A 12839-nucleotide genomic window follows, 5' to 3' on the forward strand; every position below is an offset into this window, starting at 1 on the left:
ATCCCGGCCCGGGTGTCAAGACCCATGTCGCATCTCGGAATATGATCGTCACTCGACGGAAACGACACCCTTGACGAGTGTCGCAGGTCACACCTACTGTGGCCCCAGGGTTGAGACGAAATTCCATCCAACGGAATTTCTAGCGAAGGAGAACCTGCATGAGCACCGACACCGCCGAGTACGACCTCGTGGTCCGCGGCAGCCGCATCGTCACGACCGCCGGCACGGTGGCGCGCGAGGTCGGCATCCGCGATGGACGGGTCGTCGCCATCGAACCGCTCGGGAACGGCCTCGCCGGGCGCGAGGTCGTCGAGCTGACCGACGAGCAGGTGATGATCCCCGGCCTCGTGGACACCCACGTGCACGTCAACGAGCCCGGCCGCACCGAGTGGGAGGGCTTCGAGTCCGCGACGAAGGCCGCGGCCGCCGGCGGCGTCACGACGCTGGTCGACATGCCCCTCAACTCGATCCCACCCACCGTCGACCGGGAGGCTCTCCGCATCAAGCGCGAGGTGGCCGGACCCCAGGCCCACATCGACGTGGGCTTCTGGGGCGGTGCGGTGCCGGGGAACAAGGGCGAGCTGCGGGGCCTGCACGACGACGGCGTCTTCGGCTTCAAGTGCTTCCTACTGCACTCGGGCGTCGACGAGTTCCCCGCGCTCAGCGTCGACGAGATGCAGGAGGACATGGCGGAGCTCGCCACGTTCGACTCGCTGATGATCGTGCACGCCGAGGACGCCTGCTCCATCGACCACGCGCCCGAGCCGACCGGCGCCGACTACGCCGGCTTCCTCGCCTCCCGCCCGCGCGGCGCCGAGAACAAGGCCATCGCCGACGTGATCGAGCGGGCGCGGTGGACCGGTGCCCGGGCCCACGTCCTCCACCTCTCCTCGTCCGACGCGCTGCCGATGATCGCGACGGCGCGACGCGACGGGGTGAAACTGACCGTCGAGACCTGCCCGCACTACCTGACACTCCTCGCCGAGGAGATCCCCGCCGGCGGGACCGCCTTCAAGTGCTGCCCGCCGATCCGCGAGGCGTCGAACCGGGAGCTGCTGTGGCAGGGCCTGCTGGACGGGACGATCGACTGCATCGTCTCCGATCACTCCCCGTCGACGATCGACCTCAAGGACGTCGAGAACGGCGACTTCGGCGTCGCCTGGGGCGGCGTCGCGTCGCTTCAGCTGGGCCTGCAGCTCATCTGGACCGAGGCGAAGAAGCGCGGGATCCCCCTCGAGCAGGTGCTCGAGTGGATGTCTGCGAACCCGGCGAAGCTGGCCGGCATGACCCGCAAGGGCCGCATCGCCCTCGGCTTCGACGCCGACTTCGCGATCTTCGAGCCCGAGGCCGCGCAGGTCGTGGACGTGCACCACCTCCACCACAAGAACGCGATCTCGCCGTACGACGGTCGCGCGCTCGCCGGCGTGGTCAGGGGAACCTGGCTCCGGGGCGAGAAGGTCGACTTCGCCACTCCGCACGGTCGCCTGCTCCGCCGCGGCGAGGCATGAGCCCCGGGCTCTCCGGCTACGGACGGCTCGCCAGGATCTGGCTGAGGTAGTCCGGGGTGCCCTCGATGCGCTGCAGGTGCGGGTAACGCAGGCCGTCGTGGTAGTCGATTTCGATGGTCCGCGTCTGATCGAAGTCCTTCACCTGCAGCCGGATCGGGGCGGGGTTCGTCTTGGCGCCCTCGATCGCGGCCTCCATCGCTGCCGGCGAGTACGCGGCGTCGTTGACCGCGAGCACCGTCATCCCCGTCCCGACCTTCGCCGTGAACGCGGGGCCGTCCCATCGGACATCGGTCACCTTGCCCGCGGCGGAGACGTTGAGGCCGATGGAATAGGTGTAGTTGGCGGCCCCGTCCGCCGCCTTCATCTGCTCGGCGAGGAAGGCGCCCGGATTGTTGTCGTACACCAGCCGCCACCCCGTCTTCTCGACGCTCGAGGCGAACGACTCCTTGCCGTCGAGGCGATCGCGCAGGTACGAGGCCCAGTCATCGGCGACCACACCGTTCAGTGCCCCGACCACCGCGTCGAAGTCGTAGGTGTTCTGCGTCTTCCACGTTCCGCCGTCGACTCCGAAGAAGGTGCGGGCGAAGTCGTCGAGCGACTTGGTGTCGTTCGTGAGCTCGCGGATGCGAGCATCGACGCCGAGCCAGACGAGCTGACCACCCTGGTAGTAGTCCTCGCTGAGCTGCCAGGACCGGTACGGTTTGGTGCGGCGCTGCGCGATGATCGGGTCGTTCGTGGTGTCCTGCAGGCTCCGCCAGCTCAGGCCCGGGCGACCGTCCGTGTACGTGGCGACCACGGACGCCAGGGCGTCGCGGGAAACCTCCGCGGGCCGAAGGCCCGCCCGGCCGGTGAGCACGTTGCCCCAGTACTGGGTCTGGCCCTCGTACACCCACAGCAGGCTGTCCTGCATCGGGGTGTTGAAGTCCGGCGTCCACAGGTCGGCCGGGCGCCGGAACTTGCCGTTCCACGAGTGCGTGTACTCGTGGCCGAGCAGGTCGTCGCTCCCCACCGCTGGATTCCACCCGGTGAAGTAGTCGGTCGGCTCGCCGTTCTCGCTCGATCGCTGGTGCTCGAGCCCGTTCGAACTGAGTTGATCGGAGAGCGAGAGCAGGAAGTCGTAGTGGTCGTAGTGCTGCGATCCGTACAGCTTGATCGCCTGCGCGACGAGGGCCCGGTGCTGCTCGATGTGCTCGGGCTTTGCCTCGAGCTGTTCTGGGGCGTCGGCGAAGACCTGCAGCCGCACTGGCACCTCGGCGCCGGGCGTCAGGTCGATCTGCCTGTGGAAGCGGCCCGCGTAGACGGGCGAATCGACGAGAACGTCGAGCGGGACCGTCCGGTAGTCGACGGTGTCCCCGCGCCGGCCCGAAACGTCCAGCGCAGTGCCGGCCTCGAATCCCTGGGGGTAGGTCACGCTGGCGGTGAACGGGATGTCGCTCGCGGGCTTCCCCGCGGGGTACAGGACCACCGCGTTCCACTGCAGGTTCACCATGTTCGGCGTCATCACCACGCGGCCCTGCGTGCTATCGGTGGGCGTGAGGTACGTGAAGGCCGCGTCCAGGGTGTCGACGCCGTCGGGCACCGTCACCTTCAGGGCGTAGACGTTGAGCGGGTCACGCTTCCACTCCAGCTTCTTCCCGCCGCCGGAGAAGGTGATGCCGGCGATCTTGTCGATCGGTCCGGACGGGGAGTGGTTTCCCGGCAGCCACTGCGGATAGAGCAGGGTCACCTCGCCCGCGCTGACAGGGATCGACTGCTTCACCCCGATGATGCGCTGCGGCAGGTTGGTCACGTCCACCGACACCGTGACGGGCTTCTGCTCGCGCGCGCCCTCCCCCGCGCGGTCCGGCGACCCGCAAGCCAGCAGGCCCGCCAGGAGAATGATCACGATGCTGACGGCGCTCACGCCTCGAACCCTGGACATCGGCAACTCCCGGCCTCCCACAGACAATTTTGTTGATAGTACAAAATTGTTTGCGGGTCCGCCGGTGAAAGGACGATTTCCGCGGCGCTCGGCGCTCGGCGGGCGAGGACGCTAGAGCGTGCCCTTGGTCGACGGGACGCCGGTGACCCGCGGGTCCGGCTCGACGGCGGCGCGCAGGGCGCGGGCGACGGCCTTGAACTCGGCCTCGGTGATGTGGTGCGGGTCGCGGCCGTACAGGACGCGCACGTGCAGCGCGATCCGGGCGTTCATCGCCAGGGACTCGAAGACGTGGCGGTTGATCACCGTCGAGTACGGGACACCGGGGTAGCCGCCGATGACGGAGTGCACCAGGTACTCCGGTTCGCCCGTGTGCACGGCGTAGGGCCGGCCGGAGACGTCCACGGAGGCGTGCGCCAGCGTCTCGTCCATCGGGATGAAGGAGTCGCCGAAGCGGCGGATGCCCTTCTTGTCGCCGAGCGCCTCCGCGATGGCCTGACCGAGCACGATCGCAGTGTCCTCGACGGTGTGATGGGCGTCGATCTCGACGTCGCCCTGGGCCCGCACGGTCAGGTCGAAGCTGCCGTGCTGACCGAAGGCCGTGAGCATGTGGTCGAAGAAGGGGACGCCGGTGGCGATCTCGGTGGTGCCGGTGCCGTCGAGGTTGATCTCCGCCACGATGGAGGACTCCCTCGTGCTGCGCTCGATGCGGGCGATCCGGTCGGTCGTACGGTCAGTCATCGCGGTCACTCACTTCTGTTTCGGTGCCAGCTTCTCGCTGATCGCGAGGAAGGCGTCGTTCTCGTGGTCCAGTCCTACCGACACGCGCAGGTGTCCCGGGATGTGCATGTCGCGCACCAGGACTCCGCCGTCGAGGTAGGTGCGCCACGCGGCCGCCTCGTCGGCGAAGCCGCCGTACAGGATGAAGTTCGCATGCGACTCGATCACGTCGTATCCGAGCTCCCGCAGCCGCGCGGAGATCCGGTCCCGCTCGTCCGAGAGGTGCGCCACCGACGCCAGGGTCTCCGCGCGGTGGTCGATCGCCGCGATCGCGGCCGCCTGCGTGAACACCGAGAGGTGGTACGGCAGCCGGACCAGTTGGATCGCACCGACGATGGCGGGCGCGGCGACCAGGTAGCCGACGCGGCCCCCCGCGAACGCGAAGGCCTTGCTCATGGTCCGGCTCACGATCAGCTTCTCGCCGAAGCGATCGAGGAGCCGCACCGCCGACGGCCCCGCGCTGAACTCGCCGTACGCCTCATCGACGATGACGATGCCCGGCGCCGTCTCGATCAGCCGGATCAGCTCGTCCTCGGCGATGAGGTGCCCCGTCGGGTTGTTCGGGTTCGTCAGGAACAGGACGTCGGGACGCAGCTCGTCGATCGCGCCGACGGCGTACTCGACGTCGAGCGCGAAGTCGGCGGTCCGCTTCCCCGGGATCCAGTGCGTGTCGGTGCCGTCCGAGATGATCGGGTGCATGGAGTAACTGGGCACGAAGCCCATCGCGGTGCGCCCGGGCCCGCCGAAGACCTGCAGCACCTGCTGCAGGATCTCGTTGGAGCCGTTGGCCGCCCACACGTTCTGCGGCCCCACGACCGTGCCGGTCCGTTCGGTCACGTACTCCGCCAGCCGGCTCCGCAGCGCTGCGAGATCACGGTCGGGGTACCGGTTCATCGCGGCGGCCGCCTCACCGACGGCCTTGGCGATGTCGGCGACGAGCGCCGGACTCGGCGGGTGCGGGTTCTCGTTGGTGTTCATCGCGGCAGCCACCGGCAGCTGCGGCGCACCGTAGGGTTCCTTGCCGCGCAACGTCTCCCGGATGGGCAGCTGGTCGAGGCTCACCGCCTCACCGGGCAACGGGTTCACGAGCGGCCGCCCTGCAACGACTCGAACCGTAGCCGGACGGCCTCGCCGTGCGCGGGCAGATCCTCCGAGTTCGCCAGCGTGATCACAGTGCCCGCGATGTCCTTGAGCGCCGCCTCGTCGTACTCGACCACGTGCACGCCGCGCAGGAAGGTCTGCACCGACAACCCCGAACTGTGCCGGGCGCAGCCGGCGGTGGGGAGCACGTGGTTGCTGCCGGCGGCGTAGTCGCCGAGGCTCACGGGCGAGTGCGGGCCGACGAAGATCGCGCCCGCCGCGCGCACCCGGCCCGCGACCTGCCGGGCGTCCGCGGTCTGGATCTCCAGGTGCTCCGCAGCGTAGGCGTTCACCACGGCGAGGCCCTCGTCGACGCCGTCCACGAGCACGGTGCCGGACTGGGGGCCCCGCAGCGCGGTCTCCACCCGCTCCCTGTGCCGGGTGACCCCGACCTGGGCGGAGAGCGCCTCGTCGACGCGGTCCGCGAGCTCAGCCGACGTGGTGACCAGCACCGATGCGGCCATGACGTCGTGCTCGGCCTGGCTGATGAGGTCGGCGGCCACGTGCACCGGATCGGCGGTGTGATCGGCGAGGATCGCGATCTCGGTGGGCCCCGCCTCCGCATCGATGCCGACGAGGCCGCGGCACAGCCGCTTGGCCGCGGTGACGTAGATGTTGCCGGGGCCCGTGATGAGATCGACGGGGGCCAGCTCGGCACCGTCGAGGTCCGTGCCGCCGTGCGCGGCGAGGGCGATGCCCTGCGCGCCGCCCGTCGCCCACACTTCGTCGACGCCGAGCAGCGCGCACGCGGCGAGGATGGTCGGATGGGGCAGCCCCCCGAAATCCTTCTGCGCGGGCGAAAGGACCACGAGCGAGCCGACGCCCGCGAGCTGCGCGGGAACGACGTTCATCACCACCGACGACGGGTAGACGGCGTTGCCCCCGGGGACGTAGAGGCCGACGCGGTCGACCGGGATCCACCGCTCGGTCACGGTGCCGCCGGGCACGACCTCGGTGACGGTGTCGACCCGCACCTGGTCCGCGTGGACGGTGCGAACCCGGCTGATGGCCGTCTCCAGCGCCTCGCGGATCGCGGGGTCGAGCTCCGCGAGCGACCGCTCCCATTCGACGGCGGGGACGCGGACGGTCGCCGGCCGGACACCGTCGAACTTCTCGCCGAACTCGAGCGCCGCCTCCGCGCCGCGCTCGGCGACCGCGTCGACGATGGGCCGCACCTGCGGCACCACCGCGTCCACGTCGACACCGCCGCGCGGGAGCGCCGCACGGAGCTCGGCGAGCGACGGGCGACGGCCACGCAGGTCGAGACGGCTCAGTTGCAGATCGGGCATGTCACCATTCTATGGGGCCGGTGCCACCGGGTTTCCGGTCAGGGCACCGGCCGGCCGGCCGGGCCATCGGCGGCCGGTGTGGAGAGGGTCACAGGCCGGAACGACACCTGCCGTCGCCCCTCGCCGACGCCGGGCGGTCCGGTAAATTATCCGCCATGGCTGAGACCAACCACGGTGACCAGGGCCTCCTGTACTGGCTGCTCAAGCATGTGTCGCTGGGCCCGACGATTCGGCTGGTGAACCGGCCGACCGTCGAGGGCCTGGAGAACATCCCGGCCGACGGCCCGGCCCTCATCGCGGGCAATCACCTGTCGATCGCCGACTGGCTGTTCGTGCCGCTGGTCGTGCCGCGCCGGATCTCCTACCTGGCCAAGAGCGACTACTTCACCGCGCCCGGCGTCTCCGGCAAGCTGCAGAAGTTCTTCTACACCCAGACGGGGCAGGTGCCGATCGACCGCTCGGGCGGCGACGCCGCGACCGCCGCGCTGAACACCGCCAAGAAGCTGCTCGACGAGGGCCGCCTGGTCGGCATGTACCCCGAGGGCACCCGCTCCCCCGACGGCCGGCTCTACCGTGGGCGCACCGGCCTGGTCCGGATCGCGTTCGAGGCGAACGTGCCGATCATCCCCGTCGGCGTCATCGGAACCGACAAGGTCTGCCCGCCCGGTCCGTTGCGGTGGAACGCGGAGCGGGTGCACGTGAAGATCGCCAAGCCGATCGAGCCGATCGAGTACGACGTCCCGTCGGATCCCGACGAGCGGCACGCGCTCGAACGCTCGGTGACCGACCGGCTGATGCAGGAGATCCAGGCGCTCACCGGCCAGGAGTACGTCGATGAGTACGCCAGGAAGTGGCGCCCGGAGTCCTGATTCAGGCCGTGGTCGGCGCCTCGAGCGTCGCGGTGTCGATCACGAAGCGGTACCGCACGTCCGAGGCGATCACGCGCTCGTACGCCTCGTTGATCTGATCGGCGGAGATGAGCTCGATCTCGGAGCCGATGCCGTGTTCGGCGCAGAAGTCGAGCATCTCCTGGGTCTGGGCGATGCCGCCGATCATCGAACCGGCGAAGCTGCGACGGTTGCGGGTCAGGTCGAAGACGTTGACCGGCACCGGGTGCTCCGGCAGGCCGACCTCCACGAGGGTGCCGTTGACGGCCAACATCCCGAAGTACGGGTGCATGTCGAGATTCGCCGAGACGGTGTTGATGATGACGTCGAACCGGTTGCGCAGCACCGTGAAGGTGTCGGGGTCGGAGGTCGCGTAGTAGTGCTTCGCGCCCAGCCTCAGGCCGTCCTCCATCTTCTTGAGCGACTGGCTGAGCACGGTGACCTCGGCGCCCATCGCCGCGGCCAGCTTGACGCCCATGTGGCCGAGGCCGCCGAGGCCGATGATCGCGACCTTGCTGCCGGGGCCGACATTCCAGTGCCGGAGCGGGCTGAACAGCGTGATCCCGGCGCACAGGAGCGGCGCGGCGGCCGCGTAGTCGATGCTCTCGGGGACCCGGAGCACGTAGTTCTCGTCGACGACGATGCCCGTCGAGTACCCGCCCTGGGTGGGCTGCCCGTCGCGGCCCTTCGCGTTGTAGGTGCCGACCATGCCGCGCTCGCAGTACTGCTCCTCGCCGCGCAGGCACGCGGCGCACTCGCGGCAGGAATCGACGAAGCAGCCGACGCCGACGCGGTCGCCGACCGAGAACTTGGTCACGTCGGAGCCGATCGCGGTGACCTCGCCCGCGATCTCGTGGCCGGGTACCACGGGGTACCGGGCAGGCCCCCACTCGCTGCGGACGGTGTGAATGTCACTGTGGCAGATGCCCGCGTAGCGGACTGCGATCTGCACGTCGTGCGGACCCGGGTCACGTCGCTCGACGGTCATCGGCTCCAGCGGCTCGGTTGCGGACTTTGCCCCATATGCGTTGACGATCATGGTTCCCATTGTGCGCTCTCCGAAGGACCTCGCGCCGCGTGACCCTCGCAACACGGCTGAGCGTCCCGGTGACCTCGCCCGAGGCCGCGCGCTCGCGGCGACGCTCCGGACGATCCGCTCAGAGGTCCAGGCCGAGGTCGAGGGCCCGCACCGAGTGCGTGAGCGCTCCCACGGCCAGGTAGTCCACGCCCGTCCGGGCGTAGTCCGCGGCCACGTCGAGGGAGAGCCCACCGGACGACTCCAGCTTGGTGCGCGGGGCGAGCTTCTTGCGGCGCTGGACGGCGGACTGCGTCATCCACAGCGGCATGTTGTCGAGCAGCACCAGGTCGACGCCGAGCGCGAAGGCCTCCTCGAGCTGTTCGAGCGAGTCCACCTCCACCTCCAGGGGGACCCCCGGCGCGCGCCGTCGCACTGCCTCGATCGCGGCGGTGACGGAGCCGGCGGCGACGACGTGATTGTCCTTGATCAGGGCCTCGTCGCCGAGCCCCATCCGGTGGTTGACGCCCCCGCCTGCGCGGACGGCGTACTTCTGTAGTGCGCGCATGCCCGGGAGCGTCTTGCGGCTGTCGCGGATCTTCGCGCCGGTCCCCTCGACCTCGGCGACCCACGCCGCCGTCGCCGTCGCGATGCCCGAGAGGTGGGTGAGGATGTTGAGCAGGGTGCGCTCGGCGGTGAGCAACGCGAGAGTCGGTCCCTCGATGGCCAGCGCGACGTCACCCGGGGCGATGACCGTACCGTCGGCGATCTTGGCCGGGACCCGGTAGTTGCCGGGGCCGACCACCTCGTCGAGCACCCACTCCGCCACGGGCACGCCGGCCAGCACCCCGTGCTCCCGGCTGATCACCCTGGCGAGGGTGGTCGCGCCCGCGGGAACGGTCGCCTCGCTGGTCACGTCCGGGCCGTAGCGGAGGTCCTCGTCGAGCGCGGTGCGGATGAGGCGCACCACCTCTGCCCGGTCGGGCTCCAACGTCAGCTCGGTCACGGGCGAACCTCCTCTACTTCGGTCACGGATACCTGCCGGGCGAGGGCCTGGTCCGCCATGCGTCGCGCCACCGCGGTGAGCACGGCGTCCTCCCGATCCTGGGAAGATACCGCGGGCGCCTCGGCGACGAAGCCGGGATCGGCCAGCAGCGCGGTCAGGGCGGACAGACCGTCGACGGTCCGCCGGACGCCGCAGGACCGGGTCATGGCGTCCTGCAGCGGTTCCCGCTCCGCGCGGGCATGCGAGGGCGCGACCTCCCGGACGGCGCCACCGGAGAGCGCGGAGGCGGCCAGCGGCGGCGCGGACCGCGCGGCCGCCGCCACCCGCATGCCCATGACGAGCGCCTCGAGGATGCTGTTGGATGCGAGCCGGTTCGCGCCGTGCAGGCCGGTGCGCGCCACCTCGCCGGCGGCGTGGAGGCCGGGTACGCCGGTCGCTCCGTGCAGGTCGGTCACGACACCGCCGCACAGGTAGTGCGCGCCGGGGACCACGGGAATGAGGTCGGTCTGCGGGTCGAGGCCCACGGCGCGCACGGCCTCGGTCACCGTCGGGAAGCGGCCCGCGACGTCGGGGATCATCGTCGCGTCGAGGAACGCGCAGGGCGCGCCCGTCCGCTCCATCGCGTCCGTGACGGCGCGGGCCACGACGTCCCGCGGCGCGAGGTCGCCCATCGGGTGCACGCCGTCCATGACGGCGTCGCCGTTCGCGTCGACGAGGTGCGCGCCCTCGCCGCGCACGGCCTCGGAGATGAGCGGCCGCCGCCCGCGCGCCCCCGGGGTGTAGAGCATCGTCGGGTGGAACTGGACGAACTCGAGCTCGCGCACGTCCGCGCCCGCCGCCTCCGCCAGCGCGATGCCGTCGCCGGTCGCGCCCAGGGGGTTCGTGGTGCTGGAGAACAGGTGCCCGGCGCCGCCGGTCGCGAGCAGGACGGTGCGGCCGAAGGCGTCGCCCTCGGCCGTGCGGACCCCGACGATGCGGTCACCGTCGGCGAGCAGCGCGTACGCCTGGGCGGGGCGCGCAGCGAGGGTGGGCCGGGTCTTCGCGGCGGCGGTGAGGGCGCGCTGCACCTCGGCGCCGGTGGCGTCGCCACCCGCGTGGATGATCCGCGAGACGGTGTGCCCGCCCTCGCGCGTGCGCCGCAGCCGCCCGTCCGCGCGCCGGTCGAACTCCGCTCCCCAGCTGATGAGCCGGTCCACTGCGGCGGGCCCGTCCGCCAGGATCGACCGCGCCGCGACCACGTCGACGAGCGGCCCGCCGGCGGCGACGGTGTCGGCGACGTGCCGGTCGATCGAATCCTCCGGATCGGACGGATCGACCACCGCGATCCCGCCCTGCGCGTACGCCGTGGAGGTCGACGGTGAGCCCCCGGTGGACGGCTTGAAGAGCACCGTGACCGTCGAACCCGCGTCCGCGGCGGCGACCGCGGCGGTCAGGCCGGCGACGCCCGCACCGACGACGAGCAGGTCGGCGACGGTGGGGACGGTCATTCCCCGCCGCCGGGCTGCCCGATCCCGATCATCCGCGTGACGGCCTGGCGGCCGGCGTCGGCCATCGCGGCGTCGACGAAGACCTCGTCCTTGCCCTCCACGAGGCAACGCAGCAGCGCCGCGGGGGTGATCATCTTCATGTACTTGCAGGAGGCGCGGTCGTTGACGGCGCGGAACTCGACGCCGGGCGCCGCCAGGCGCAGCTGGTGCAGCATGCCGACCTCGGTGGCCACGAGGACCTCCTTGGCCCCGGTCCCGCGGGCGGCGTCGAGCATGCCGCCCGTGGACAGGATCTTCACGCGGTCGTCCGGGACCGCCCCCTCGCCGGCCAGATACAGCGCGGAGGTGGCGCAGCCGCATTCCGGGTGCACGTACAGATCGGCGTCCGGGTGGGCCTTGGCCTGCGCGGCCAGCTCGTCGCCGTTGATGCCGGCGTGCACGTGGCACTCGCCGGCCCAGATGTGCAGGTTCTGCCGGCCCGTGACGCGCTTGACGTGGGCGCCGAGGAACTGGTCCGGCAGGAACAGGATCTCGGTGTCCGCGGGGATCGACTGCACCACCTCGACGGCGTTCGACGAGGTGCAGCAGATGTCCGTGAGGGCCTTCACCTCGGCGGTGGTGTTCACGTAGGAGACGACGACGGCGCCGGGGTGCTCGTCCTTCCACTCCTGCAGCTCGACGGCGTCGATGGAGTCCGCCAGGGAGCACCCGGCGCGCTGGTCCGGGATCAGCACGGTCTTCTCAGGGCTGAGGATCTTCGCCGTCTCGGCCATGAAGTGGACGCCGCAGAAGACGATCGTCGACGTGGAGACGTCGGCGGCGATCCGGGAGAGCGCGAGGGAGTCACCGACGAAGTCCGCGACGTCCTGGATCGCGGGCAGCTGGTAGTTGTGGGCGAGGATCGTGGCATCGCGCAGCGTGGCGAGGCGCTTGACCTCGGCCGCCCACTCCTTATCGCCGTCGACGCCGGCGTACCTGCCGCCGCTCTCGACGATCCGCTCGTAGAGCGGCGAGCTGAAGTCCGTGGTGGTGGCGGACGTGGCTGTGGTCATCTCGCCTCCCTTTCTCGATCCGATGATTTATCGACCTATGATCGATATATGGCCGATGCTAGCACCGCTTCCCCGCAGCACGTCGCACACGAAGTCCTTTCCGTCGTCCTCCGGGTGAGCGAGGGCACCGTCGAGGCCCTGCTGTGGCAGCGCGCCATGGCCCCGGACCAGGGCGCATGGTCGCTCCCCGGCGGCCTGCTCGCCGCCCACGAGGACCTCCCGACCAGCGCACGCCGCCTGCTCGCGGAGAAGGTGGACCTCACGGAGGTCGCGCACCTCGAGCAGTTCGCCGAGTTCTCCGACCCGCACCGCGTCCCCGCGAGCGAGCTCGCCGGCCGCACGCTCGCCTCGACCTTCCTCGGCCTCGTCCGCTCGGACACGGACCCGCGGCTGCCCGACGACACGGCGTGGCATCCCGTCGACGCGCTCCCGACGATGGCCTTCGACCACGCCACGATGGTGCACCGCGCCCGGTCCCGGCTCGCGGCGCGGCTCTCGTACTCGAACATCGGCTTCGCGCTCGCCCCGCGCGCGTTCCCCGTCTCCCAATTGCGCGACATCTACGTCGCCGTCCTGGGGTATCCGGTGGATGCGACCAATCTTCTCCGCATCCTCTCGCGACGGTCGGTGATCACCGCGACCGGCGAGACCGGGCAGTCGTCCCGTGGGCGCCCGCCGGCCCTGTACCGCTTCACCGACTCCTACCTGCGGATCACCGACGAGTTCGCCACGCTCCGCCCGCCCGGCTGAGACGCCG

General features: G+C 70.7%; 11 protein-coding genes. 3 read left to right on the forward strand and 8 right to left on the reverse strand.

Annotated features, from left to right (window positions below; all coding sequences use genetic code 11):
• Nucleotides 1-158 precede the first annotated feature (158 nt).
• Entirely contained in the window at nt 159-1508 is a 1350-nt protein-coding gene (gene allB, locus FK529_RS07595) for an allantoinase AllB (RefSeq protein ID WP_146560378.1), read from the forward strand.
• Between the two features lie 16 nt (nt 1509-1524).
• Here allB and FK529_RS07600 read toward each other — a convergent pair whose 3' ends face one another.
• The 4 genes from FK529_RS07600 to hisD form a co-directional block, all read right to left on the reverse strand.
• Nucleotides 1525-3411, reverse strand: a complete 1887-nt coding sequence (locus FK529_RS07600; RefSeq protein WP_231702983.1) for a M61 family metallopeptidase — start codon at nt 3409-3411, stop codon at nt 1525-1527.
• Between the two features lie 129 nt (nt 3412-3540).
• On the reverse strand, nt 3541-4167 hold the full coding sequence (gene hisB / locus FK529_RS07605) for an imidazoleglycerol-phosphate dehydratase HisB (protein ID WP_146560380.1): 627 nt from the start codon (nt 4165-4167) through the stop codon (nt 3541-3543).
• Between the two features lie 9 nt (nt 4168-4176).
• A complete protein-coding gene (locus FK529_RS07610; RefSeq protein ID WP_146560381.1) occupies nt 4177-5292 on the reverse strand; it encodes a histidinol-phosphate transaminase in 1116 nt (371 codons plus the stop codon).
• Nucleotides 5289-6635 (reverse strand): histidinol dehydrogenase, encoded by a 1347-nt coding sequence (gene hisD, locus FK529_RS07615; RefSeq protein ID WP_146560382.1) that lies wholly within the window; start codon nt 6633-6635, stop codon nt 5289-5291. Before hisD ends, FK529_RS07610 begins: the two co-directional genes overlap by 4 nt.
• Before the next feature lie 155 nt (nt 6636-6790).
• Between hisD and FK529_RS07620 the strand changes: the two genes are divergently transcribed.
• Entirely contained in the window at nt 6791-7504 is a 714-nt protein-coding gene (locus tag FK529_RS07620; RefSeq protein ID WP_146560383.1) for a lysophospholipid acyltransferase family protein, read from the forward strand.
• A gap of 1 nt (nt 7505) precedes the next feature.
• Here the strand turns inward: FK529_RS07620 and FK529_RS07625 are convergent, their stop codons facing one another.
• The 4 genes from FK529_RS07625 to nadA form a co-directional block, all read right to left on the reverse strand.
• On the reverse strand, nt 7506-8570 hold the full coding sequence (locus tag FK529_RS07625) for an NAD(P)-dependent alcohol dehydrogenase (protein WP_146560384.1): 1065 nt from the start codon (nt 8568-8570) through the stop codon (nt 7506-7508).
• Nucleotides 8571-8679: 109 nt separating this feature from the next.
• Nucleotides 8680-9543: a carboxylating nicotinate-nucleotide diphosphorylase gene (gene nadC, locus FK529_RS07630; RefSeq protein WP_146560385.1), complete on the reverse strand. Its 864-nt coding sequence runs from the start codon at nt 9541-9543 to the stop codon at nt 8680-8682.
• Nucleotides 9540-11030 (reverse strand): L-aspartate oxidase, encoded by a 1491-nt coding sequence (gene nadB / locus FK529_RS07635; RefSeq protein ID WP_146560386.1) that lies wholly within the window; start codon nt 11028-11030, stop codon nt 9540-9542. Before nadB ends, nadC begins: the two co-directional genes overlap by 4 nt.
• Nucleotides 11027-12082: a quinolinate synthase NadA gene (gene nadA / locus FK529_RS07640; RefSeq protein WP_146560387.1), complete on the reverse strand. Its 1056-nt coding sequence runs from the start codon at nt 12080-12082 to the stop codon at nt 11027-11029. Before nadA ends, nadB begins: the two co-directional genes overlap by 4 nt.
• 48 nt (nt 12083-12130) lie before the next feature.
• Here nadA and FK529_RS07645 point away from each other — a divergent pair, with 48 nt between their 5' ends.
• On the forward strand, nt 12131-12832 hold the full coding sequence (locus FK529_RS07645) for an NUDIX hydrolase (protein WP_146560388.1): 702 nt from the start codon (nt 12131-12133) through the stop codon (nt 12830-12832).
• Nucleotides 12833-12839: the final 7 nt, after the last annotated feature.

It is taken from the genome of Tsukamurella asaccharolytica (genome assembly GCF_007858435.1).
GTDB lineage: Bacteria > Actinomycetota > Actinomycetes > Mycobacteriales > Mycobacteriaceae > Tsukamurella > Tsukamurella asaccharolytica.